Origin of the sequence: Streptomyces sp. CA-142005, assembly GCF_050942335.1 — a bacterium.
In the GTDB taxonomy this organism is placed as follows: domain Bacteria; phylum Actinomycetota; class Actinomycetes; order Streptomycetales; family Streptomycetaceae; genus Streptomyces.
In genome coordinates, this window is record NZ_CP192078.1 from 8,114,796 (window position 1) to 8,137,875 (window position 23,080).

Sequence of the window (23,080 nt, forward strand, 5' to 3'; positions counted from 1 at the left end):
CGACCACCTCAGCAATCGGCCGCCGAAAGCCTTGCCCGGAGGGCCTGGACCAGCACGCCGGCGTCCGGATCGGTGTAGTCGGGCCCGGGGACCGTGGTGTCGAGCATGGCCAGCAGGTGCACCTCATCGCCCCGGTCACGCGGCAGTCGGGCGATGGCGTGGGCCACCGCACCGCCGGACGACCAGCCCAGCAGCTGATACGGCCCGTGCGGCTGCACCGCGCGGATCTGCCGGAGGTAGTCGGCAGCCATGTCGTCGATCGACGCGGCGAATCTCCTCGGGCTGCGCAGGCACTTATCTCCCCTGGAGACTCCGCTGTGTCGACTTGCCGCGCAAGGCTCGAGACGGCACCGGACGAAACGGGACAGCGAATCCCGCAGGACGGGCCTGTGCCGGCGGATAGCCTCGAACCTCCAGGCAGGAGGCTTATCCGATGACAGGTATGTTGAGCCAGGCTGTGATCCCCGGGCTGGCGTTGGTGCTCTTCGTCTGCTGCGGCACGGAGTTGATCCTGCGGCGCTTCTTCAAGCGCAGCATCCTCTTCCGGCGCGGCACCTCACGGCGCCCTCTTACCGGTTCCGCGTTCGACGAGTTCAACCTGATCTTCAACGGCAACAAGCTGGTCGAGATCAAGCAGCAGCAGCGGCAGGAACTTCAGCGTGACGAGGTGGGCGACGGCGCCCCGCCGCGGACGCGCATCGACCTGACCAACGGCACCGCGCACGTCGTCCTGCCCAGCGAGAACGCGACCCCCGGTCCCCGTCCGGCCGCCGACCGCCCGTCGGCCGCCGAGAAAGATCCCTCCCGGTGACGTCGTCACAGACCCCGTCTTTCCTCTTGGACCTGGCTCTGATCCTGCTGGGCCCAACCCTGCTCGGCGCGCGGTTCGCGGGCCCCGGGATCAAGCCCCTTTGTGGTCGAGGAACAGCGGGACGCGGTACTTGATGTCCTTGCGCCCCATCTCGCCGCTTCTTCTTCGAATGCGTGCGACCGGTGACCGGAATATGGCGTATATCTCAGATGTGCTATGTGTGGCAATATGTCATGTGTGGCGTTTGGCGCTGAAGACAGGCGAGAGGAGAGCATCATGATCGCCAAGCTGCTCGGCAAGCTGTCCTTCACCCGCCACTACGGTGCGTACGGGATCCACGAATGGGATGCGTACGCCGGCGACGACTAGGACTTACCGCAGTGCCGGCGGGCGCCCCTGGGCGCCCGCCAGTTCCCAGCCACGCTGCCGACGACATCGGCCTGGACCGGTACGAGAGCCAGGGACGATCTCATGGGCCGAAGGAATGAGCCGCCGAGGTTGCCCGGAGGCAGCTTTGCGGCCTGGAGCCGCGACCGGCTGGCAGTGGCGCGCCGTGGCGCTGAAGAGTGTGGGGACGTCTGGCAGCTGGAGCCGGGTGTCTACGTAGCCGCTGCGGCCGGGCCGTGTGAAGCAGTCCTGCGCCGTGCACAGGACTTCCCCAAGGCACCCTCGCCTCTCTTCCCGCCGTTGAAGCGGTCGAGCGGAGCACCGACACCCGAGGAACGTGCGCGCGCTCACGCCGCCCGCATGCGCGGACTGCGTGCGCAGGCGGTTGCGGCCCGGATCGGTGACATTGCGCCCCAGACCGCTCGATTTGCCGACCAGTGGCCCACGGGCCAGGACGTCGAGATTCTGCCACCGGTCCGGCACGCCCTGGCAGAGATCGGCGTGAGCTACCTCTTCTCCGAAGACGCTCCCACCCTGCTGCCCTATGCCTTCCAGCTCTTCCTGGCGCGCGAGGTGCTCGTACGCCCCTCGCGTTGGGTATGGCCGCGCTGGATCCCCACACCGGCACGGCGGTTCCGCACACGGCAGCAAGTCGCCTTCACCGACGCTTTGCGGCCCATCGTCCGCCGGCGTCGTTCATCGGGCCGGCTCGGTGACGACATGCTGGGACAGATGCTCCGGCCCTCCCCCCACTACGGCCTACTACCGGAAGAAGCCATCCTCGACACTCTTCCCGGAATCACCGTCGCCACCTTCGAGACCCCTTCCCGGGCAGCCGGATGGATCCTGCTCCACCTGGCCCGGCACCCCCAGGCAGCGAGCCGCGTCGCGGCCGAAGCCGCCTCGCTGCCCGCGGACCCGCCCGCGACGACCAGCACCCACCTCGGCAGCCTGCGATACACCCAGGCCCTGGTGAGTGAGGTGCTTCGGCTGTACCCCCCGAGCTGGCTGCTGACCCGGCGCGCCCCGCGACAGACTCAGCTCGCCGACTACACCATCGACGCCGGGTCCACCGTTCTCGTCTGCCCTTACACCGCCCACCGCGACGCACGGGAATTCCCCGAGCCGGACCAGTTCCGGCCCGAGCGCTGGCTCGATGATTCGGGTTCGTCGGCGAAACCCGGGGTCTTCCTCTCTTTCGGTACCGGGCCACATGGCTGCGAGGGAGCCGCTCTGGCCATGGCGATGCTGACGCTCCTGACTGCGCAGACCGCTCGCCGTTACCACTTGAGCGAACCGCCCGGACCGGAACCCAGCTACCAGGTCACCACCCTCGAAGGTCTCGCACCTGTGGGCTTGCGTCTGCGCGCCACCTTGCGCGGCTGAGGGCAGTCCTGCAGTCCTGCTCTCGGTGACGGGCCGCCTCCACCAGCGAACGGCGAACGTCGATCAAGTTCGAGTGCCGTTCCGCACAGGCCTGGATGACCAGCTCATGGTTCGCTCATGATGTGTCGCTGGTCGAGCTCGTTGGCGAGCATGCCCATCATGACGAGGTCGTGGTGCCGGCCGGCGAAGAAGACGTGTTCCCGCAAGCGTCCCTCCTCGGTGAAGCCGAGCCGACGAAAAAGTGCCAGCGATGCCTCGTTGTGGGCGAAGATCGCCGCCAGGCATTTGTGATAGCGCCGCTCGGCGAACATGAAGCGCAGCAGCAGCACTACGGCTTCGGTCGCGTAGCCCCTACGCCGGTGGTCGGCGCCGATCGTGACATGACACTCGAACCAGCCTGAACGAGGGCCGGTGCGATGTGAGCCGACTGTGCCGACCAGCTCGCCCGTGGCGGTCGCTTCGACTGCCAACCGGAAGCGGTCGTCATCGCACTTGGCAACGGCTTGCTCCCTCGCCCAGGCACGGTAGCTCTCGGCGGACCGCGGCAGATCCAGCCGGCTCCCTCGCCGCCCGTCATCGTCGGCGAAGCGCATGAACGCTGTCCAGTCGTCGGGCTCGACAGCGCGTAGGCGTACCCGATTACCAGTCCAGGACGATGCCATGCCCTATTTGATCACGCTGCTGTGCGCGCGAGGCTGAAAGGCACACCGAACCGCGGTGGGCGGCAGTCAGCGAGACATGACGGGCCGGGTCTCCGGACTGCGGCAGTCTAATCGATCACGCATGACTCGCCGGTATCGGTGCCGCTGTTACGCTGATTCTCAGGCGGTATTCCGGCGCACCGTGCCACACGGTTTCGGTCGAAAAGGCAATCCAAAAGACCACCGCTTATGTAACCCAAAATGCAGCCGCAACCACGGATACGACTTCGCAGGGGTGGGTAGCGAGCGGCCAGATCCTCTCTCGTCGCCACCTCCCTGTGGAGGCCCGGGGAGGCGTTCCGGGTGCACGGTGAGGAAGCGCTCATGTACGACCCGAACCCCGACGACGCCCGGCGCGACCAGGTGCTGTGCGCCGCGGCGGCCTGCCCGGTCCAGGCGAACCTGGTCGACCAGACGGAGACGCGGCACGCACCGGCGGAGGCGGCGCCGTCATGACCGGTGCCGACAACCTGCGTGCGTTCAAGCGCGATGGCCGCATCGTGGTCGTCGGGGCTTCGCTGGCGGGGCTGCGGGCCGCGGAGGCTCTGCGAGACGAGGGTTTCACCGGATCGTTGACCATGATCGGTGACGAGGCGGACGAGCCGTACGACCGGCCTCCCCTGTCCAAGCAAGTACTGACCGGGTGGGTGCCGGCCGGGAGCACCACTTTGCCCCGCCGTCGTGGCATCGATGCGGAGTGGCTGCTGGGCGTGCCCGCCAGCGGGCTGGACCTCGCCACGCACCACGTGCGTCTCGCCGACGGACGCGAGGTTCCCTTCGACCGGGTGCTGATCTCCACCGGGGTACGGGCCCGGCCGTGGTTCGTCGCGTCCGAGGCGGCTCTGGACGGAGTGTTCGTCGTGCGTACGCGTGAGCATGCCGAGGGCCTGCAGCGGGCCCTCGCCGCCGGGCCCTCCCGTGTGCTGGTCATCGGTGCGGGCTTCACCGGCTCCGAGGTCGCCTCCGTCTGCCGCGAGCGGGACATCCCGGTGACCGTCGCCGAACTCGGGCCGGCCCCGCTGGTCGGGGCGCTCGGCGCCATGATCGGCGAGGTCGCGGCCGCCATGCAGCGCGCTCATGGTGTCGACCTGCGGTGCGGTGCCAAGGTCGTCCGGCTGGAGGGCGATGCGCAGGGGCGGTTTCGCCGTGCTCACTTCGACGACGGCAGTACGGTCGACGCCGAAGTGGCGGTGGTGGCACTCGGGAGCATCCGCAACACCGAGTGGCTGCGGGAGTCGGGACTGGCGGCGGGCGTGTGGGGAATCACCTGTGACACGGGCTGCCGCGCCCTCGACATCAATGGCCGCGTCACCGACGACGTCTTCGCCGCGGGAGACGTGGCACGTTGCCCGCACCCCCTCTACGAATCCCGGCTCATCGCACAGGAGCACTGGGCCAACGCCGTGGAGCAGGCAGAGATCGCGGCACACAACATGGTCAGCGCCCAGGCGGACCGCCGGCCCCACCTGTCCATCCCGCTGTTCTGGTCGATCCAGTTCGGCGTCAACATCAAGTCCGTCGGCGTGCCGACCTTCGCCGACGAGGTGGCCGTCACCCAGGGATCGCTGGACGACCACCGTTTCGTCACCGCATATGGCTATCGGGGCCGCGTCACGGCTGCCGTGAGCTTCAACAACGGCAAGTGGCTGGACCACTACCGACGGTTGATCGAGACGGCCGCACCTTTCCCGCCTCCGTGCCCCACGCCGGACCAGCCGGCCGACATGAAACCGGTGCCCGTCGACCTCCCCGGCCCCGCCCTGCTCGCGCAGGGCGCCACAGTGGTCGTCACAGGCCATGACCCGGGGGAGCGCCGCGTCACGGCCGTGCACCAGCATCCGCAGGAGGAAGGCCAGACGACCACGACAGGGACGCCCGGCCTGCTGCGACGGATCTACGACTACTCGGCCCGGGCCGACCCCTACCCGCTGTATGCCGAGCTGCGCAGGACGCCGGTGGCTCGGCAGGAGGACGGCAGCTACGTCATCAGCACCTATCGCGAGATCACGGACATACTGCATGACCCGCATCTCAGTTCCGACGTGCGCAATCTGTCGCGTCCGATGCCCTCGGCCGAGGGACCCACGTCGTCGTTCATCCACATGGACTCGCCCGAGCACGATCGCCTGCGGCGTATGGCGATGCGTCACTTCGGCCCCCCGCACACCCCCGGACTGGTGACCGGACTCGAAGGCTTCCTGACCGCCACCGTCGGCAGCCTGATCGACGATGTGGCGGGCAAGGAGCAGATCGACGTCGTCGACGACTTCGCCTTCCCGTTCCCCGTCACCGTGACCTGTCACTTGCTCGGCGTGCCACGCGAGGACGAGCCGAGGTTCCACCTCTGGGTGAACGACATCATGAACTCGGTCGACTACAACCCCGAGACCGACCCGAAGGAGAAACTGGACAAGGGCATGCAGGCCCGCAAGGACTTGCGCCAGCGCCTCGGCGAGCTGGTGGAACAGCGCCACTGCCGGCCGCAAGACGACCTGCTGTCACGGCTGGCCAACGACGACGGGCCCGACGGCCGGATGGCCGACGCCGAAATCGTCGCCACCGCCAAACTGCTCCTCATCGCCGGCCATGAGACCGTCGTCAACCTCATCACCAACGGCATGCTGACGCTGCTGCGCCACCCGCAGGTGCTGCAGCGACTGCGCGACGAACCGGACGTCGTCGTGCCGCTGGTCGAGGAACTGCTGCGCTACGAGCCCCCCGTGCAGATCATTCCCTGGCGGGCGGCGTACAGCGACATCACCGTCGCCGACACCGTCATCCCCCAGGGCTCGCGGATCATGCTCATGCTGGCCTCAGGCAGCCGCGATCCACAGCGCTTCCACGATCCGGACCGCTTCGACCCGGACCGACGTGACAACCAGCACCTGGGGTTCGGCAGCGGCATCCACCTGTGCTTCGGCGGCCCGCTGGCCCGGCGGGAAACCCAGATCGCGCTGACCGAGCTGGTACGCCGCCTCGACCGACCCAGGCTGGTCGCCGACCCGCCGCCGTACCGGCCCAGCCCCGTTCTTCGGGGTCCCGCCCATCTGTACATCGAGCAGGGTGACGGGTGACGCGGCAGCCGAGGGCAGTTGCAAGGTCCCGCCGCGGACCGGCCCGGTCGGCTCCGCATCCGCCAGCAACCCACTACCGCTGTTCCTGGCGCCGCCGCGGACCCTCAGCGCGCCCGGGCGGTGGAGCACCTCGCGATCATGCGCGTCTTCGAGCGCTCTGGCCTCCGTCTGATCCTGCGGTAAGGCGTCCCGCGCTGCCCGGGTGCGGGTGGCTCCATGCCTGCGAGGTTACGCGGCGCATCCGGCCGCCGGTCACGTTCTGTGAGCAGGGTCTGGGGGAGGCACGTGGAGTCCGGCCGGGAGTACGGCGGTGGCAGGACGGAGTCCTACTCACCTGGTTGCCTACTGGTGACTTTACGAACCACCGAGCAGAGAGCCACGAGTTGAAGGTCTGCACGCCCTCGCAGTCCTGGCAGCGCTCGATCGTGTCTGCTTCGCGATGCGCGGAGCGAAAGGACGGCCTGGCCGCCGTAGGTTCGATCAGCGCAGAACGACGTCGAAGCCCAGGGTCGCGTTCGTTTCGCGTTGTGCCTGGTTTGATCACGTGATGTGGTGGGCGGTCAGTGGCCGGATGGTACCGCGGGAGTGTCTGCTCAGTCCGGTCGCTGCCGGCGCTCGTATGGGAACCATGGCCTCGGACAGGCTCGTCTCCTGGAACGGGTGAACGGGTGAGGTTCGCCGGGGGGGAATCATGCAGATCATCGAGGTGACCGGGTATGCCGTCCGATCTGCTGTGATCACGATGAGGCGGACAGAGACGCCACTTGAATTCGTGATCTTCCCTATGCTGCACGTCGCTTCGCCCACGTTCTACTCCCAGGTCCGCCTCAGGCTCAGGGAATGCGACCTCATCGTCATCGAGGGAATCCGGGGGAAGTCGGTCGCCGTGAGTGCCATCACGCTTGCGTACCGGTTCGCCCCACGTCGGCGGCGCAACGGGCTGCAGGAACAGCGCGATGATCTGTTGCTCCCCGACGACGTGCCGGTCGTCAACCCGGATGTGACCGCGGCGGAGGCGATCGAGGACCTGAAGACACTGCCGCGGTGGATGTACGTACTGCTCATGGTGGGGGCCCCGGTGATGGGCCTGGTGTTCGCGCTGCGCGGTCCGCGCGCCTTCCTGGATGAAGACCTGGTCGTCGAGGACCTGCCGTCAACGCTGCGAGCGGAGATGATGGCCGACGGTCCTGTTGAGCACGCGATGGCTGGTCGGCGCGAGCAGCGGTTGCTCGACGCGCTCGGCGAGATCCACACGGAGCGCGGCGCCGAGCCGATCCGGGTGGCCGTCGTCTACGGAGCCGGCCATGTCCCGGCGATCGTGTCGGGGTTGTGGGATCGCTACGGATACCGGCCACGTGAAGCGGAATGGCTTACCGTCCTTGTCCCGGCGTAGATCGCCGGGCGGACCCCCGGGCTCCGTAGCTTTCGCGATCACTCCGGAATGATCAGGTGAGTCCGGGGGCGGCTGGTGGGGGAGGGCCGTGGTGTTCGTCGAGATCGTCTTCGTGGGGCTGCCGATCGACCGTGATGAGGTCGAGGAGGCTTTGGAAGCGGCGTTCGAGCTCGACGACGAGGTCACCGGAGCGGGCAGTGGCATGGGGCGTTGCCATCTTGACCTTGAAATCGTGGAAGGCTCGGACACGGCTGCGGCCTTGGAGCGGCCGCGGGCGGTGCTGTCCGATCTGGGGGCCGCCGACTGTGCGACCTTGAACGTCAGCCCAGCCGTGCCCGCCTCCGAGGGCTACGACTCCGTGTCCAACTACTTCGACAGGGAACTGGCGTCGCTGGACCGGGAGCTCGCCAGCCTCGACCGGCAGATCGCCAGACTCAACGTCGGCCCTTGTAGACCGGCCCGACAAACCGCCCGTCGCTGTCGCGGATCCCCATCCGCACCCCAGTCCCAGCGCGCCCGCCGCCACGTGCCGAATACGAGCAGGGCGGGAGCCCGGGCCCGACCCTTCTCGTCACCCCTTGTCCCCCTGACCCGTATGATCCGGTCGTATTCGATCATTCTGTGGGGGGTTCCATGCGCAGAAGTGCGCTCGTCACGGCTGCCGTTGCGGCGGTCGTGTTCGGTGCCGCCGGTACGGCCTCGGCCGCGCCGGCCGGCACGGTCACCGGTGCGGCAGCCGCGGGGGGCAGCCACGCCGACTTCAACGGTGACGGCTATCCGGACCTGGCCATCGGCGCGCACACCGCGGCGGTGGGCGACGTCCAGCGCGCCGGGGTGGTAGCGGTGGCGTACGGGTCCGCGACGGGCCTGCGGTACGACACCGCCCAGATCGTCAGCCAGGCCACGCCGGGCGTGCCGGGCGACGCGGTCACCGACGGCAAGTGGCGCGAGGCCACCGCGGCCGGGGACCTGGACGGCGACGGCTTCGACGACCTGGTGATCCACTGGGCAGACAAGAACACCGTCCTGTGGGGCAGCAAGGAAGGCCTCACCGGCGCCGCGACCGTCCTCCCGGCGGGCAACCAGCCGCGTCTGCTCGGCGGCGGGATCGGCATCGGTGACGTCAACGGGGACGGCGTCGACGACTTCGTCAGCCGCGCCATCTACGGCAGCTACCAGGGCGGCGGCTCCTCGTACGGCGCCGCCGTGCTGCTCGGGCCGCTCGACCGGGCCACCGGCAAGGCGGCCGGCACCTGGTACCGCGCCAGCGACAGGCTGGACGACCTGGTCATCGGCACCGTCTTCGTGGGCGACCTCACCGGCGACGGCATCGCCGACGTGGTGACCAGCGGCTACAAGGTGCTCGGCAGCGGTGCGCCCGCCGGAACGGTGCTCAAGGGCTCGCCGACCGGGCTGGTGAAGGGCTCCACGTTCCCGGCGCCGTACGTCTACGACGGCGGTCACCACGCGTCGGCCTTCGCCGATCTGGACAAGGACGGTTACCAGGACCTGGTCACCGGGCACGCGGAGAGGAACCAGATCTTCGTGACCTACGGCGGCCCCAACGGTGTCAGCACCACTCGCACCTCGCGCTCGTACCAGCAGGGTTCCAGTGGTGTCCCCGGCATGAACGAGACGGGTGACAAGTTCGGCTCCTCGCTGGCCGTCGGCGACACCAACAAGGACGGCTACCCGGACATCGCGGTCGGCATCCCGTACGAGACGGGGCTGGACGACGTGAACACCAAGGAGTCGGGGGCCATCGACGTGCTGTGGGGCAGCCCGACCGGGGTGAGCACCGTGGGCGCCAAGGGCTTCACGCAGAACGCCAAGGGCATCCCGAGCACCTCGGAGGCCGGTGACCACTTCGGCTCGGCGCTCGCCCTGCTGGACAGCAACCGTGACGGCGCCACCGAGCTGTACGTCGGCGGTAACGGCGAGGACGGCTACAAGGGCCGCGTCTGGAACTTGGCCACCGACGCGAGTGGCGTCATCGGCACCGGCGCCACCAGCTTCTCCCTCGGCACCCTGGGTGGGCTGAGCGGGGGCGGCAACTTCGGGTACCGGATGGCGGGGTGACCCACCGGGCGTGGCCTGCGGGGAACTTCCGGCGGGCTACGCCTGCTTTTCCCTGGCGTTCACGTCCGGGAGGAACCGCATCCTGAGGTGGGCGGCGGCCCGTGCAACCCCGGCCCGCGGCGCCGGACGACGCCATCGTGGGGCTGCGCAAAGCCCAAGCGGAGCACCTGCCGCAGCTCACGCTCGCCGCGCTGGGCCGGGCTCGCGCCAACGACCCGGACTTCCCGGCCTCGGTGGACAAGCGCGGCGCCGAACTCCTCTACCGCGTCGGCGACCTCAAGCGCTAGGCACCCAACTGGTCCCGTGCCGCCGTCGGCATCACCGACCTGGATTGAATCGCCACCCTCCAGCCCGGCCTGGGGCACTTGGCCATACGAGGCCGACCCGAATTTCAGCTGCACGGAAGCCGGACGGATGCCTCGTGACGATCGATGACACCCACGGCACGGACACCAACTGCGCCCGCCGGCCGGAATCGACGCGTCACAGGCCGTCCCGCCCGGCGCCGGTGGGCGCCGCCCCGGAACGCATGCACCCCGACCCGCCGCCCCCCCGGCTGCACGCGGCACGTCGCCCGGGGCGTTCAGGACGCGCCCGTCGCATGCCGCCCCACCGTGCTCACTCGCGGGATGAGCCGGTGCGGCGCGCGGATCTCCATGCCGGGGACGGGGGTGGAGCTGCCGATGCGCTTGAGCAGTCGCTCCACCGCCGTCTCGGCGATCATCCGTTTGTCCGGCGAGATCGTCGTGACGGGCGGGTTGGAGTAGCGGGCGTCCTCGATGTCGTCGTAGCCGACGATCGCGACGTCCTCCGGGACGCGCAGGCCACGTGAGGCCAGTGTGTGCAGCGCGCCCAGGGCGACCAGGTCGCTGTAGCAGAAGACCGCGTCGGGCGGTTCCTCGAGGTCGAGCAGGTGGGCCATGGCGGTGGCGCCGTCGGAGCGGTTGAAGCGGGGGGTGGAGATGACGTACTCCTCGCGGACGGGCACGCCGGCCCGCTCATGGGCGAGCCGGTAGCCGCGGGTGCGCAGCTGTGCCGCCTCGCCGGTGCGGTACGGCTGGTCGCCGATCGCGGCGACGCGGCGCCGGCCGAGATCGAGCAGGTGCTCGGTGGCCTCACGGGAGGCCGTGACGTCGTCGATGCCGATGTGGTCGAAGCCGCCGTCGCTGACCCGCTCGCCGAGCACGACCAGCGGGAGCTTCGGGTCGCGCTCGGACAGTTCGGACTGGGCCATGCCCAGCGGGCTGAAGATGACGCCGTCGAAGAGCAGTTGCTGCGAGCCGCGGCTGAGGAACAGCTTCTCGTGTTCCGCGTCGCCGTCGGTCTGGTCGATCAGGACGTTGTACCCCTGCACCCGGGCCGCGCGGATGATGCCCTGCAGCAGTTCGGCGAAGTACGGCGTGTCCAGATACGGAACCACCACCGCAATCTGGCCCGACCGGCCCGAAGCGAGGTTGCGGGCCAGGACGTTCGGCTGGTAGCCGAGTTCGTCGACCGCCTTCTGTACCCGGGCACGCATGGCCTCGGAGACCGGGGCGTAGCCGTTGACCACGTTCGACACGGTGCGACTGGAGACTCCGGCCAGCGCCGCGACGTCGCGCAGTGTGACGCCCTTTGCCATAGGTCACCTTCATCCTGGATGGACCATTACTCGAAAGTTTCGCCCCAGCTCTTGCAGCGCGGCAATCCTTCGGTTAACACTTTTGCAGCGCTGCAGAGCCTAGCAGAGGCATCCTCGAAGGGATGATCGGGAACCGCCTCCTCTTCGCTCTGACGTGCAGGTCCGTGGCGTCGCCGCGGGCCGGATCCCCGGCAGCGATCCCGGGGACGACCGGTAGGAGCCGCAGTGACGCAGGTGACCGCTTCCGGGCAGGCAACCCCTGGCGCCCGGACAGCACACCCCACGTTATTCGCCGCGGCCTGACGACGCCCGCCCTCTCTTTTGTCCGACATCTCGAACGGCGTTCGAGATAGAAATCCACCTGCACTGTTACGGCACATACCGCCGTATACCGCTCTCCACCTCCCTCCGCCCTCCCCTTCCTGCCCCTCGGGCACCTCACCCAGGAGAATGCTCATGTCGTCCACCAGACTGCCCCGTTCCCTGCGCCGGACCGCCGTCGCGACGACCTCCGCCGCCCTCGCCGGTGTGCTCCTCGCGGCCTGCGGATCCGGTGGCGGCAGCGGCTCCGGCGCCTCGTCCAGCGGCCCGGTGCACATCAAGGTGTGGGCCTGGTACCCGGACTTCAAGCAGGTCGTGGCCCAGTTCAACAAGACGCACAAGGACGTCCAGGTCGACTGGGTGCAGGCCGGCGTCGGGCAGGACGAGTACACCAAGCTGAAGACGGCGCTCAAGGCGGGCCAAGGCGCCCCGGACGTCGTCATGCTCGAGTTCCAGGAGCTGCCGACCATCCAACTCACCAAGGGCCTGCTCGACATGGGCAAGTACGGCGCGAATGCGGACAAGGGCAAGTACGTCTCGTGGGCCTGGAACCAGGCCTCCGACGGCGACCACGTCTACGCCATCCCGGTCGACGGTGGGCCGATGGCGATGATGTACCGGGCCGACCTCTTCAAGAAGTACAACCTGAAGGTGCCGACCACCTGGGCGGAGTTCAAGGAGGAGGCGGTCAAGCTCCACAAGGCCGACCCGAGCGCGTACCTGACCGACTTCGGCAGCGATGAGACCGCCGCCGGCTGGCGCCAGGGCCTGATGTGGCAGGCCGGTTCCCGCCCCTACACCTACTCGGCCAGCAAGCTGCCGAACATCGGGGTCCACATGAACGACGCCGGGGCCAAGAAGGTGTACGACTACTGGGGCGACCTGGTGAAGAACAAGCTGGTCGACACCACCTCGTACGCCACCACGGACTTCTACAACGGCCTCAGCACCGGCAAGTACGCCACCTACATCGCGGCCGGCTGGGGTCCGGGCTACCTCTCCAGCGTCGCCAAGAAGACTGCCGGCAAGTGGCGGGTGGCCCCGCTGCCGCAGTGGACGGCCGGCGGCAACGACCAGGGCGACTGGGGCGGTTCGTCCTTCGCGGTGACCGCGCAGACCCAGCACCCCAAGGAGGCCACCGAGGTCGCCCGGGAGCTCTTCGGCACCTCCGAGGCCGCCTGGAAGATCGGCATCGACCAGGCCTACCTGTTCCCGCTGTCCAGCCCGATCCTCAACGGGGCCTACTTCAAGCAGAAGAAGTACGACTTCTTCGGCGGCCAGCAGATCAACTCGGTGTTCGTGCCCGCCGCGAACGCCATCGGGAGCTTCGACTGGAGCCCGTTCCAGGACTTCGCCTACAACACCGACACCAGTGAGGTGGGCAAGGCGCTCCAGGGCCAGACCGACTGGTCCGCGGTGAACGACAACGTCCAGAGCCAGGTGACCTCCTACGCGAGCAAGCAGGGATTCAAGGTGAGCAAGTAACCGGCTCGAGTCCTCAAGTCCGCACCGCCCCCGCCGACGCCCGCGCGTCACCCGGCCGCCGTCGGCGGGGCCCGTACCACGCGCAAGGAGATGTGATGAGCCTGCTCCGACAGCAGGGACCAGCACTCGCGCCATCAAGTCCCCTGCCCACCAAAGAACTTGATGGAAAGATCGTCGGCGGGAAGAGCGGCCGGCGTAGCTCGGGTCTGTCCGCACGCGCCCGCCACCGGGGCATGGGTTTCCTGCTGATCGCCCCGTTCACCCTGCTCTTCCTGGCCTTCCTGGTGGCGCCGCTGGCGTACGCCTTCTGGCTGAGCCTGAGGACCTCCACCCTGGTCGGCGGCGACCACTTCAGCTGGTTCGCCAACTACAAGCAGACCTTCACCGACCCGCATTTCCTGTCCGGTGTGCGCCGCGTGGTGGTCTTCGGTGTGGTCCAGATCCCGGTGATGCTCGGGCTGGCCCTGCTGGGCGCCCTCATCATCGACGAGGTCGCCAGCCGCCTCGCCAAGGTCTTCCGCATGACGCTGTTCATGCCGTACGCGGTGCCCGCGGTGATCGGCGCGCTGATGTGGGGCTTCCTGTACAGCCCGACCTTCGGCCCGGTGAACTCCCTGAGCAACGCCCTCGGCCTCGGCAAGGTCGACCTGCTGTCGCACGGTCTGATGCTGACCTCGCTCGGCAACATCGTGACCTGGCAGTGGACCGGCTACAACATGATCGTTCTGTACGCCGCGCTCCAGGGGCTGCCCCGCGAGGTGTACGAGGCGGCCAAGCTCGACGGCGCCGGGCAGATCCAGACGGCCCTGCGGATCAAGATCCCGATGATCTCCTCGGCCCTAGTGCTCACGCTCATGTTCACCATCATCGGCACCCTGCAGTTCTTCACCGAGCCCCGGGTCCTGGAACCGACCGCCTCCCAGGTGATCAGCCCGGACTACACGCCGAACCTGTACGCCTACAACCTGGCCTTCCAGTACTCGGAGTTCAACTACTCCGGCGCCATCTCCTTCTCGCTCGGAGCGGTGGTCTTCATCGGCTCCTACCTCTTCCTGTTCGCCACGCGCAAAAGGAGCGGACTGAAGTGACGACCGCCGCAGCCCCCGTTCCCGCCGTCGCCGTCCCGGCGCCCCGCCGTACGTCCGCCGTCCGAGGGCGCGTCACCGTCAACGCGGTGATGGTGGCGATGATCCTGTACTTCCTGCTGCCGTTCTGGTGGCTGGTCGTCGCGGCCAGCAAGAACAACGACGCGCTGTTCTCCACCGCCGCGCTGTGGTTCCACTCGCCGGGCTCGTTCTTCGACAACGTCCAGCAGTTGTTCACGTACAACGACGGCGAGTACCTGCGCTGGATGGGCAACACCGCGATCTACGCGGGCGTCAGCGGTGTCGGTGCCACCGCCGTGGCGACCCTCGCCGGCTACGCCTTCGCGAAGTACCGCTTTCCCGGGCGCAACCTGCTCTTCTCCAGCCTCCTCGGCGCCATCATGGTGCCCGCGACCGCGCTGGCCATCCCCACCTACCTGCTGCTGAGCAAGGTGGCGCTGACCAACACCATGTGGGCGGTCATCCTGCCCCAGCTGCTCAACCCGTTCGGCGTCTACCTGGTGCGGGTCTACGTGCAGGAGTCCCTGCCGGACGAGTTGCTGGAGGCGGCCCGCATGGACGGGGCCGGTGAGCTGCGCCTGCTGTGGTCGGTGGCACTGCCGACCCTGAAGCCCGCGCTCGTCACCGTGCTGCTGTTCTCCATGGTCGGCACCTGGAACAACTTCTTCCTGCCGCTGGTGATGCTCAACAACGACAAGCTGTTCCCGCTCACCGTCGGCCTGCAGTCCTGGTACCAGGGAGCGCTGATCCAGTCCGGCGCCAACGCACTGTTCACCCTCGTCATCGCGGGTTCCCTCGTCGCGATCCTCCCGCTGATCGTGGCCTTCCTCCTCCTGCAGCGGTACTGGCGCGGCGGTCTGACCGTCGGAAGCCTCAAGTAGCCCACCCTCCGCCCCACCGTTCTCGCGCACCTCCCGGAGCGACCTTCATGCTGCACGCCTCCCTGACCGTCGACCCCGCCTTCCGTGTCGCCGACGTGAGCCCCCGTACCTTCGGCTCGTTCGTCGAGCACATGGGCCGCTGCGTCTACACCGGTATCTACGAACCCGGCCACCCGCTCGCCGACGAGGACGGCCTGCGCCGTGACGTCCTGGACCTGGTGCGCGAGCTGGGCGTGACCACCGTGCGCTATCCCGGCGGCAACTTCGTCTCCGGCTTCCGCTGGGAGGACAGCGTCGGCCCGGCCGGCGACCGCCCCACCCGTCTCGACCTGGCCTGGCACAGCACCGAGACCAACGCGTTCGGTCTGCACGAGTTCGCCACTTGGGCCCGCAAGGCCGGCGTCGAGCCCATGATGGCGCTCAACCTCGGCACCCGTGGCGTCCAGGAGGCCCTCGACCTGCTGGAGTACTGCAACCACCCCGGCGGCACCGCCTGGTCCGACCAGCGGATCAAGAACGGCGCCCGGCATCCCTTCGGCATCCGCATGTGGTGTCTCGGCAACGAGATGGACGGGCCCTGGCAGACGGGCCACAAGACCGCCGCCGAGTACGGCCGCCTGGCCGCCGAGACCGCCCGCGCCATGCGCATGATCGACCCGAACCTCGAACTGGTCGCGTGCGGCAGCTCCAGCTCCTCGATGCCGACGTTCGGCGCCTGGGAGGCGACCGTGCTGGAGGAGGCGTACGACCAGGTCGACTACATCTCCTGCCACGCCTACTACGAGGAACTCGACGGCGACCTCGGCAGCTTCCTGGCCTCCCCGGTCGACATGGACGGCTTCATCGAGTCGGTGGTCGCCACCGCCGACCACATCCGGGCCAAGCAGCGCCGCAAGAAGCGGATCAACCTCTCCTTCGACGAGTGGAACGTCTGGTACAACTCCCGTTTCGAGGCTCAGGGCAAGCCCGCCGAATGGGCCGTCGCCCCGCGCGTGATCGAGGACGAGTACAACGTCGCCGACGCCGTCGTGGTCGGCGGGCTGCTGATCAGCCTGCTGCGCAACAGCGACCGCGTCACCGCCGCCTGCCTCGCCCAGTTGGTCAACGTCATCGCCCCCATCCGCAGCGAGGCGGGCGGCCCGAGCTGGCGGCAGACCACCTTCCACCCCTTCGCCCAGGCGGCCCGGCACGCCCGCGGCACCGTCCTGCGGGTGGAGCCGGTCGCGCCCGTGTACGAGACGAAGCGCTTCGGCGAGGTTCCCGTCGTCGACGCCGTGGCCACCCACATCGCCGGCGCCGACGGCGCCGACGGCGCCGACGAGCTCACCGTCTTCGCCGTCAACCGGCACCAGAGCGAGAACGTGGAACTCGCCCTCGACCTGCGGGCGTTCCCGGGCTACACGCCGGTGGAGCACTCGGTGCTCAGCGACCCCGACATCCGCGCCACCAACACCCAGGACGACCCGGACCGGGTCCGGCCGTACACCGCCGGCACCGGTGCCGTCACCGACGGCCGGCTCACCGCGACCCTGCCGCCCGTCTCCTGGAACGTCGTCCGGCTGCGCCGCGCCGGCTGAGCCACCCCCTTTGCCCCCGCCGCCTCCGGTCTCCCTTCTCCTCCCCCGGGAGCGGCGGGCCCGCACCACCCCTTTCCCCGGACACTCCTTGGGAGCCGCCCATGTCCACCACCCGGGAAGGCGCCGGACACCGCGCCCTGCCCAGAACCCAGGCGATCACCCTGCTGCTGGCCCTGCTCGCAGCCGCCGTCGCCCTCGTCCTGCCCGCCGCCGGCCCGGCGCACGCCATCTCGCGCGCCTCGCAGACGATGTACACCCCGCCGTCGAACGCCCCGTCCCCCGGCTCGCTCTACCCGCGCGCCCTGCGCCTGCAGTACAGCGGATCGTCCAACGGCACCCTGCTCGCCACGTTCGAGCAGTACAGCTCGGGCACCCCGGTCTTCCCGATCTACCGCAGCACCGACAACGGCAACAGCTGGACGCAGATCTCCAGCATCACCGACACGCACAACGGCTTCGGTATGCGCTACCAGCCGTTCCTGTACGAACTGCCCACGGCCGTCGGCAACTTCCCCGCAGGCACGATCCTCGCGGCCGGCAACTCCATCCCGAGCGACCTGTCCTCAACGGAGCTGGACCTGTACGCCAGCACCGACCACGGCGCCAGCTGGTCCTACGTCAGCACCATCGCCACCGGCGGCAAGGCCGACCCCACCAACGGCCAGACGCCCGTGTGGGAGCCGTTCCTGATGGTCTCCGGCTCCAAGCTGATCGTGTACTACTCCGACCAGCGTGACCCCGACAACGGCCAGAAGATCGTGCACCAGGTCAGCACGGACGGCCTCACCTGGGGCTCCGTGGTGAACGACGTCGCCACATCGACCTACAGCGACCGCCCGGGCATGCCGACGGTCGCGAAGCTGCCCAACGGCAACTACGTGATGACGTACGAGTTCTGGGGTGCTCCCGAGGGCGGCTTCGCCGTCTACTACAAGATCTCCTCCGACCCGGAGGCCTTCGGCTCCGCGACCGGGACCGCGCTGAAGACGACCGACGGCTACGTGCCCACCAGCTCGCCGTACATCACCTGGCTGCCGACCGGCGGCGCCAACGGCACCCTGGTGGTCAGCGCCAACAGCAGTGACGACCTGTTCCTGAACACGCAGAACGGCGCGGCGAACCAGTGGACGCGCATCGCCTCCACCGTCCCCGGCGGCTACAGCCGGGGCCTGCTCCCGCTCGCCGACGGCCACAGCCTGATGGTCTTCAGCGGCGGCCACCTGACCAGCACCGGCCTGAACCCCGTCACCTACGGCACGATCGACCTGGGCGGCGGCATCTCCGACGGTGCCACCTACACCCTGTCCAACGCCAACAGCCATCTGCTGCTGACCATCGCCGGCGGCTCCACCACCAACGGCACCTACGCCACCCAGCAGAACGCCGACAACGCCACCGACCAGCAGTGGAAGTTCGTCCAGCAGATGTCCGGCTACTTCAAGATCTTCAACGTGGCCAGCGGCAAGGTGCTGGGCGTGCAGAACCAGTCCACCGCCAACGGCGCCAAGGTCCTGCAGTGGGACGACAACGGCACCCTCGACCACGAGTGGGCCCTCGCCCCGAACCCGGCCGGCGGCTTCACCGCCACCAACCGGATCAGCGGCAAATACCTGGAGATACCCAGTGCCTCCACCACCGTCGGCACCGCGGCCGGGCAGTGGTCCGACACCGGCTGCGCCTGCCAGCGCTGGAATCTCACCCAGACCGCCCTCCCCAGCCTGTCTCCAGGCCAGTACCGCCTGATCAACAAGAACAGCGGCAAGTTCCTGGAGATCCCCGGCGCCTCCACCACGGTGGGCAAGCAGGCAGGCCAGTGGGTCAACACCGCCAACAACTGCCAGCTGTGGACGTTCCAGTCGGCCGGCGGCGGGGCGTGGACCGTGAAGAACGTCAACAGCGGTCTGTTCCTCGACAACAACGGTTCGACCTCGTCGGGGGCGGCCGTCGTCCAGAACTCGTCCTCCGGCGCGACCTCCCAGAAGTGGACGCTGACGGACGCCGGCAACGGCTACTTCAAGCTCGTCAACTCCGGCAGCGGCCTGGTGGCGGACGTCGCCTCGGCCTCCACCGCCAACGGCGCGCTGATCGTCCAGTCGGCGGACACCGGCGCCGCCGACGAACTCTGGCAGATCGCCCGGGTCAACTGACCCACCCGGGGGTCCGGTCCCGGCCGGACCCCCGGCCTACTGTCCAGCATCCCGAACGATGACTGTCATACCGAACAAGAAAGGCGGGGTCGCCGTGTCTGAAGAGCCCTGTGCCGTAGGTGTCGACTTCGGAACCCTGTCCGGCCGCGCGGTCGTCGTCCGCGTCCGCGACGGCGCCGAGCTCGCATCGGCCGAGCACGTCTACGCCCACGCCGTCCTCGACCGGCAGCTGCCCGACGGCACCCCGCTGCCGCCCGACTGGGCCCTTCAGGTGCCCTCGGACTACCTCGACGTCCTGCGCACCGCCGTACCCGAGGCTCTCGCCCACGCCGGAGTGGCGCCCGAGCAGGTCATCGGCATCGGCACCGACTTCACCGCCTGCACCGTCCTGCCGGTGCTCGCCGACGGCACCCCGCTGTGCGAGCTGCCCGAGTACACTGCCCGCCCGCACGCCTACGTCAAACTCTGGCGCCACCACGCCGCCCAGGGCCAGGCCGAACGGATCAACGCGCTGGCCGCCGAGCTGGGGGAGCCCTGGCTGGAGCGGTACGGCGGGAAGATCTCCTCGGAGTGGGAGTTCGCCAAGGCGCTCCAGGTCCTGGAGGAGGACCCCGAGATCTATCACCGCACCGAGCGGTGGCTGGAGGCGGCCGACTGGATCGTCTGGCGGCTGTGCGGGACATACGTGCGCAACGCCTGCACCGCGGGTTACAAGGGCCAGTACCAGGACGGCGCCTATCCCTCGCCCGACCACCTCGCCGCTCTGCACCCGGACTTCGCCGGCTTCGTCACCGACAAGCTGGACCAGCCCATCGGGCAACTCGGCGACGCGGCAGGGCGGTTGACCGCCGAGGCTGCCGCCTGGACCGGTCTGCCGGAGGGCATCGCGGTCTGCGTCGGCAATGTCGACGCCCATGTGACCGCGCCGGCGGCAGCGGCCGTCGAACCTGGCCAGATGGTCGCGATCATGGGCACCTCCACCTGCCATGTGATGAGCTCCGACCAGCAGGCGACCGTGCCGGGGATGTGCGGAGTCGTCGACGGCGGCATCCTGCCGGGCCTGTGGGGTTACGAGGCCGGGCAGAGCGGCGTCGGCGACATCTTCGCCTGGTGGGTACGCACCGGCTTCCCCGCCGCGTACGCCGAGCGGGCCGCGGCCGCGGGGCAGACCCCGCACGAGTACCTGACCGCCCTCGCCGCCCCGCAGCAGGTCGGCGAGCACGGACTGCTGGCCCTGGACTGGCACAGCGGCAACCGCTCGGTGCTGGTCGACCACGACCTCAGCGGCCTGATCGTCGGCCAGACGCTGGCCACCCGCCCGGAGGACGTCTACCGCGCCCTGCTGGAGGCCACCGCCTTCGGCACCCGCACCATCGTCGACGCCTTCGAGGCCGCCGCCGTTCCGGTGAAGGAACTGATCATCGCGGGCGGCCTGACGAAGAACGCCCTGCTCATGCAGATCTACGCCGACGTCACCCGCCGCCCGCTCAGCATCATCGGCTCCGCGCAGGGCCCGGCGCTGGGCGCGGCGATGCACGCCGCCGTCGCCGCCGGGGCGTACCCCGACATCCGCGCCGCCGCCCAGGCGATGGGCAAGGTCGAGCGCGGGGTCTACCTGCCGGACCCCGACCGCGCCGCAGCCTACGAGCGCCTGTACGCGGAGTACCGGGTGCTGCACGACTACTTCGGCCGCGGTGCCAACGACGTCATGCACCGTCTGCGCCGCCTGCGCACAGAGACCTCCGTCTGAACCACCCCCTGTGAAAGGAACAGCCATGACGACATCCGAGAGCCCTTTCGAGGGCCAGGAAATCTGGTTTCTCACGGGCAGCCAGAGCCTGTACGGCGACGACACCCTGCGCCAGGTCGCCGAGCAGTCCCAGAAGATCGCCGAACTGCTCGACGGCGCGCCCGAGATCCCGCTGCGGATCGTGTGGAAGCCGGTCCTCACCGACGCCGAGTCGATCCGGCGGATGTGCCTGGAGGCCACTGCCTCCGACCGGTGCGTCGGAGTGATCGTGTGGATGCACACCTTCTCCCCGGCGAAGATGTGGATCGCCGGACTCAGCGCGCTCGACCGCCCGGTGCTGCACCTGCACACGCAGTACAACCTGTCGCTGCCCTGGTCGAGAATCGACATGGACTTCATGAACCTCAACCAGGCCGCCCACGGCGACCGCGAGTTCGGACACATCGAGGCCCGCCTCGGGGTCAACCGGAAGATCGTCGCCGGGCACGCCACCGACCCCAGGGTGGTCGGCCGCATCGCGGCCTGGACACGGGCCGCCGCCGGCCGGCACGCCGCACGCACCCTGCGCCTGGCCCGCTTCGGCGACAACATGCGCGAGGTCGCGGTGACCGAGGGCGACAAGGTCGAGGCACAGCTGCGGTTCGGCTTCTCCGTGAACACCTACGGCGTCAACGACCTCGTCGCCGTCGTCGACGCCGTCGAGGACAAGGCCGCGGCCGAACTCGCCGCCGAGTACGCCGAGTCGTACGACGTCGTCCCTGCCCTGCGCCCGGACGGCATCCACCACGACGCGCTGCTGTACGCGGCCCGCCAGGAACTGGGCCTGCGCCGCTTCCTCACCGAGGGCGGCTTCACCGCCTTCACCACCAACTTCGAGGACCTTGGTGGTCTGCGCCAGCTTCCCGGCCTCGCCGTCCAGCGCCTCATGGCCGACGGGTACGGCTTCGGTGGCGAGGGCGACTGGAAGACCTCGGCGCTGCTGCGCACGATGAAGGTCATGGGCGCCGGACTGCCCGGCGGCACCACCTTCATGGAGGACTACACCTACCACCTCGGCCCCGGCACCCCGCGCATCCTCGGCGCTCACATGCTGGAAGTCTGCCCCTCGGTAGCCGCCGGCCGCCCCAGCTGCCAGATCCACCCCCTGTCCATCGGCGGCCGCGAGGATCCCGTCCGCCTCGTCTTCGACGCCGCTCCCGGCCCCGCCCTCGTCGTCGGCCTGTGCGACCTGGGCGACCGCTTCCGGCTGACCGCGAACGCCGTCGACGTGGTGGCCCCCAGCCAGCCCCTGCCCCAGCTGCCGGTGGCCAGGGCCGTGTGGCAGCCGCGCCCCTCGCTGGCCGAGTCGGCCGAGAGCTGGCTGCTCGCCGGCGCCCCGCACCACACCGTGCTCAGCGCGGCCGTGGACCCGGAGACACTCGGCGACTTCGCCGCCATGACCGGCATCGAACTGCTCACGATCGACGAGCACACCACCTCCGGGCAGCTGGCCAAGGAGATCCGCTGGAACGCCGCCTACCACCGCCTCGCCCAGGCGCTGTGAGAAGGAGACGACGATGACCACAGCCATCCGGGAGGGCCTGCGCCGCGAGGTCCTGGAAGCGAACCTGGCCATCCCTCAGGTCGGTCTGGCGACCCTGACCTGGGGCAACGTCAGCGGGGTCGACCGTGAGGCGGGGGTGTTCGTCATCAAGCCATCGGGGGTCACCTACGAGTCCCTGACGATCGACGACCTGGTGACGGTCCGGCTGGCCGACGGCGCCGTGGTGGCGGGAAACCTGCGCCCCTCCACCGACACCGAGACCCATCGCTGCCTCTACCTCGCCTTCCCCTCCATCGGCGGCGTGACCCACACCCACTCCACCCACGCCGTCGCCTTCGCCCAGGCCCGCCGCGACATCCCCGTCCTCGGCACCACCCACGCCGACACCTTCAACGGCCCGGTGCCCGTCACCCGCGACCTCACCGAGGAGGAGTGCGCGAAGGACTACGAGTACAACACCGGCCAGGTCATCGTGGACCTCCTCGGCGCCGACGACCGGCGGGCCGTCGAGGTCCCCGCCGCCCTCGTCGCCGGCCACGGCCCCTTCACCTGGGGCGCCGGCGCCCGCAAGTCCCTGGAACACGCGATCATCTGCGAGGCCGTCGCCGACATCGCCCTGCACACCATGTCCCTCTCCCCGTCGGCTCCACCGCCCCGCCACCTGCTGGAACGCCACTACACCCGCAAGCACGGCCGCGACGCCTACTACGGCAACCCGGAGCCGGTGAGACCGTGACGCCGCCCGCGTTCGATTGCGAGGAGTGCCACGAACCCTGGTCGGGCTCGTGGCAAGGTGCCGTTCTTGCCGCCCAGGGGCA

Annotated in this window: 19 protein-coding genes and 1 pseudogene; 16 read left to right on the forward strand and 4 right to left on the reverse strand. The window is 69.2% G+C overall.

Annotation, left to right across the window (positions count from 1 at the left end; genetic code table 11):
- Nucleotides 1-8: 8 nt before the first annotated feature.
- Nucleotides 9-440 carry a thioesterase domain-containing protein gene (locus tag ACQPXS_RS37815; RefSeq protein ID WP_433456146.1) on the reverse strand — a complete coding sequence of 144 codons (432 nt, stop codon included), beginning with the start codon at nt 438-440 and terminating at the stop codon, nt 9-11.
- Here ACQPXS_RS37815 and ACQPXS_RS37820 point away from each other — a divergent pair.
- Together ACQPXS_RS37820 and ACQPXS_RS37825 are read left to right on the forward strand one after the other, a co-directional pair.
- Nucleotides 434-811: a DUF6191 domain-containing protein gene (locus ACQPXS_RS37820; RefSeq protein WP_433453949.1), complete on the forward strand. Its 378-nt coding sequence runs from the start codon at nt 434-436 to the stop codon at nt 809-811. The two genes, ACQPXS_RS37815 and ACQPXS_RS37820, sit on opposite strands and share 7 nt — an antisense overlap.
- A 747-nt stretch (nt 812-1,558) precedes the next feature.
- Nucleotides 1,559-2,584, forward strand: coding sequence for a cytochrome P450 (locus tag ACQPXS_RS37825; protein WP_433453950.1), 1,026 nt, complete (start codon nt 1,559-1,561; stop codon nt 2,582-2,584).
- 104 nt (nt 2,585-2,688) lie between these two features.
- Here the strand turns inward: ACQPXS_RS37825 and ACQPXS_RS37830 are convergent, their stop codons facing one another.
- Nucleotides 2,689-3,246, reverse strand: a complete 558-nt coding sequence (locus tag ACQPXS_RS37830) for a GNAT family N-acetyltransferase (RefSeq protein WP_433453951.1) — start codon at nt 3,244-3,246, stop codon at nt 2,689-2,691.
- 363 nt (nt 3,247-3,609) lie between these two features.
- Between ACQPXS_RS37830 and ACQPXS_RS37835 the strand changes: the two genes are divergently transcribed.
- The 4 genes and pseudogenes from ACQPXS_RS37835 to ACQPXS_RS37850 all read left to right on the forward strand — a co-directional run bounded on the left by ACQPXS_RS37835 (nt 3,610) and on the right by ACQPXS_RS37850 (nt 7,752).
- Nucleotides 3,610-3,741 carry a ferredoxin reductase gene (locus ACQPXS_RS37835; protein ID WP_433453952.1) on the forward strand — a complete coding sequence of 44 codons (132 nt, stop codon included), beginning with the start codon at nt 3,610-3,612 and terminating at the stop codon, nt 3,739-3,741.
- Nucleotides 3,738-5,108 (forward strand): annotated as a pseudogene (locus ACQPXS_RS37840) (NAD(P)/FAD-dependent oxidoreductase); the annotation flags it as partial. The gene ACQPXS_RS37835 and the pseudogene ACQPXS_RS37840, both read left to right, overlap by 4 nt.
- Before the next feature lie 132 nt (nt 5,109-5,240).
- On the forward strand, nt 5,241-6,359 hold the full coding sequence (locus ACQPXS_RS37845; protein WP_433456147.1) for a cytochrome P450: 1,119 nt from the start codon (nt 5,241-5,243) through the stop codon (nt 6,357-6,359).
- A 691-nt stretch (nt 6,360-7,050) separates the two neighbouring features.
- Entirely contained in the window at nt 7,051-7,752 is a 702-nt protein-coding gene (locus ACQPXS_RS37850; RefSeq protein ID WP_433453953.1) for a hypothetical protein, read from the forward strand.
- Between the two features lie 52 nt (nt 7,753-7,804).
- On the opposite strand, the gene ACQPXS_RS37855 is transcribed toward ACQPXS_RS37850, so the two are convergent.
- On the reverse strand, nt 7,805-7,969 hold the full coding sequence (locus ACQPXS_RS37855) for a hypothetical protein (protein ID WP_433453954.1): 165 nt from the start codon (nt 7,967-7,969) through the stop codon (nt 7,805-7,807).
- Nucleotides 7,970-8,385: 416 nt separating this feature from the next.
- Between ACQPXS_RS37855 and ACQPXS_RS37860 the strand changes: the two genes are divergently transcribed.
- Nucleotides 8,386-9,831 (forward strand): FG-GAP-like repeat-containing protein, encoded by a 1,446-nt coding sequence (locus ACQPXS_RS37860; protein WP_433453955.1) that lies wholly within the window; start codon nt 8,386-8,388, stop codon nt 9,829-9,831.
- Nucleotides 9,832-9,932: 101 nt separating this feature from the next.
- Complete coding sequence (locus ACQPXS_RS37865) at nt 9,933-10,118, forward strand: hypothetical protein (protein ID WP_433453956.1); 186 nt, start codon at nt 9,933-9,935, stop codon at nt 10,116-10,118.
- A gap of 296 nt (nt 10,119-10,414) precedes the next feature.
- On the opposite strand, the gene ACQPXS_RS37870 is transcribed toward ACQPXS_RS37865, so the two are convergent.
- Nucleotides 10,415-11,452, reverse strand: coding sequence for a LacI family DNA-binding transcriptional regulator (locus ACQPXS_RS37870; protein WP_433453957.1), 1,038 nt, complete (start codon nt 11,450-11,452; stop codon nt 10,415-10,417).
- A 456-nt stretch (nt 11,453-11,908) separates the two neighbouring features.
- On the opposite strand from ACQPXS_RS37870, the gene ACQPXS_RS37875 reads away from it, so the two are divergent.
- The 8 genes from ACQPXS_RS37875 to araD all read left to right on the forward strand — a co-directional run bounded on the left by ACQPXS_RS37875 (nt 11,909) and on the right by araD (nt 22,998).
- Nucleotides 11,909-13,258 carry an ABC transporter substrate-binding protein gene (locus ACQPXS_RS37875; protein ID WP_433453958.1) on the forward strand — a complete coding sequence of 450 codons (1,350 nt, stop codon included), beginning with the start codon at nt 11,909-11,911 and terminating at the stop codon, nt 13,256-13,258.
- 95 nt (nt 13,259-13,353) lie between these two features.
- The gene (locus tag ACQPXS_RS37880; protein WP_433453959.1) at nt 13,354-14,346 is read left to right on the forward strand and encodes a carbohydrate ABC transporter permease; all 993 of its coding nucleotides are present in this window, start codon (nt 13,354-13,356) and stop codon (nt 14,344-14,346) included.
- Complete coding sequence (locus ACQPXS_RS37885; RefSeq protein WP_351807779.1) at nt 14,343-15,245, forward strand: carbohydrate ABC transporter permease; 903 nt, start codon at nt 14,343-14,345, stop codon at nt 15,243-15,245. The genes ACQPXS_RS37880 and ACQPXS_RS37885 overlap by 4 nt, the downstream gene beginning before the upstream one ends.
- 47 nt (nt 15,246-15,292) lie before the next feature.
- Nucleotides 15,293-16,822 carry an alpha-N-arabinofuranosidase gene (locus tag ACQPXS_RS37890; protein WP_433453960.1) on the forward strand — a complete coding sequence of 510 codons (1,530 nt, stop codon included), beginning with the start codon at nt 15,293-15,295 and terminating at the stop codon, nt 16,820-16,822.
- Nucleotides 16,823-16,923: 101 nt separating this feature from the next.
- On the forward strand, nt 16,924-18,969 hold the full coding sequence (locus tag ACQPXS_RS37895) for an RICIN domain-containing protein (RefSeq protein ID WP_433453961.1): 2,046 nt from the start codon (nt 16,924-16,926) through the stop codon (nt 18,967-18,969).
- A gap of 58 nt (nt 18,970-19,027) precedes the next feature.
- Nucleotides 19,028-20,719 (forward strand): ribulokinase, encoded by a 1,692-nt coding sequence (gene araB, locus ACQPXS_RS37900; protein ID WP_433453962.1) that lies wholly within the window; start codon nt 19,028-19,030, stop codon nt 20,717-20,719.
- 25 nt (nt 20,720-20,744) lie between these two features.
- Entirely contained in the window at nt 20,745-22,262 is a 1,518-nt protein-coding gene (araA, locus tag ACQPXS_RS37905; RefSeq protein WP_351807775.1) for an L-arabinose isomerase, read from the forward strand.
- 13 nt (nt 22,263-22,275) lie between these two features.
- The gene (araD, locus tag ACQPXS_RS37910) at nt 22,276-22,998 is read left to right on the forward strand and encodes an L-ribulose-5-phosphate 4-epimerase AraD (protein WP_433453963.1); all 723 of its coding nucleotides are present in this window, start codon (nt 22,276-22,278) and stop codon (nt 22,996-22,998) included.
- Nucleotides 22,999-23,080 lie beyond the last annotated feature (82 nt).

Bases quoted from the DNA above. Each gene is read 5' to 3' on its own strand.
- ACQPXS_RS37855 (WP_433453954.1), bottom strand. From the start codon at position 7,969: ATGGCAACGCCCCATGCCACTGCCCGCTCCGGTGACCTCGTCGTCGAG.
- ACQPXS_RS37875 (WP_433453958.1), top strand. From the start codon at position 11,909: ATGTCGTCCACCAGACTGCCCCGTTCCCTGCGCCGGACCGCCGTCGCG.
- ACQPXS_RS37890 (WP_433453960.1), top strand. From the start codon at position 15,293: ATGCTGCACGCCTCCCTGACCGTCGACCCCGCCTTCCGTGTCGCCGAC.
- ACQPXS_RS37860 (WP_433453955.1), top strand. From the start codon at position 8,386: ATGCGCAGAAGTGCGCTCGTCACGGCTGCCGTTGCGGCGGTCGTGTTC.
- araB (WP_433453962.1), top strand. From the start codon at position 19,028: ATGACTGTCATACCGAACAAGAAAGGCGGGGTCGCCGTGTCTGAAGAG.
- ACQPXS_RS37835 (WP_433453952.1), top strand. From the start codon at position 3,610: ATGTACGACCCGAACCCCGACGACGCCCGGCGCGACCAGGTGCTGTGC.
- ACQPXS_RS37870 (WP_433453957.1), bottom strand. From the start codon at position 11,452: ATGGCAAAGGGCGTCACACTGCGCGACGTCGCGGCGCTGGCCGGAGTC.
- ACQPXS_RS37880 (WP_433453959.1), top strand. From the start codon at position 13,354: ATGAGCCTGCTCCGACAGCAGGGACCAGCACTCGCGCCATCAAGTCCC.
- ACQPXS_RS37820 (WP_433453949.1), top strand. From the start codon at position 434: ATGACAGGTATGTTGAGCCAGGCTGTGATCCCCGGGCTGGCGTTGGTG.
- ACQPXS_RS37830 (WP_433453951.1), bottom strand. From the start codon at position 3,246: ATGGCATCGTCCTGGACTGGTAATCGGGTACGCCTACGCGCTGTCGAG.
- ACQPXS_RS37825 (WP_433453950.1), top strand. From the start codon at position 1,559: ATGCGCGGACTGCGTGCGCAGGCGGTTGCGGCCCGGATCGGTGACATT.
- araA (WP_351807775.1), top strand. From the start codon at position 20,745: ATGACGACATCCGAGAGCCCTTTCGAGGGCCAGGAAATCTGGTTTCTC.
- ACQPXS_RS37850 (WP_433453953.1), top strand. From the start codon at position 7,051: ATGCAGATCATCGAGGTGACCGGGTATGCCGTCCGATCTGCTGTGATC.
- araD (WP_433453963.1), top strand. From the start codon at position 22,276: ATGACCACAGCCATCCGGGAGGGCCTGCGCCGCGAGGTCCTGGAAGCG.
- ACQPXS_RS37895 (WP_433453961.1), top strand. From the start codon at position 16,924: ATGTCCACCACCCGGGAAGGCGCCGGACACCGCGCCCTGCCCAGAACC.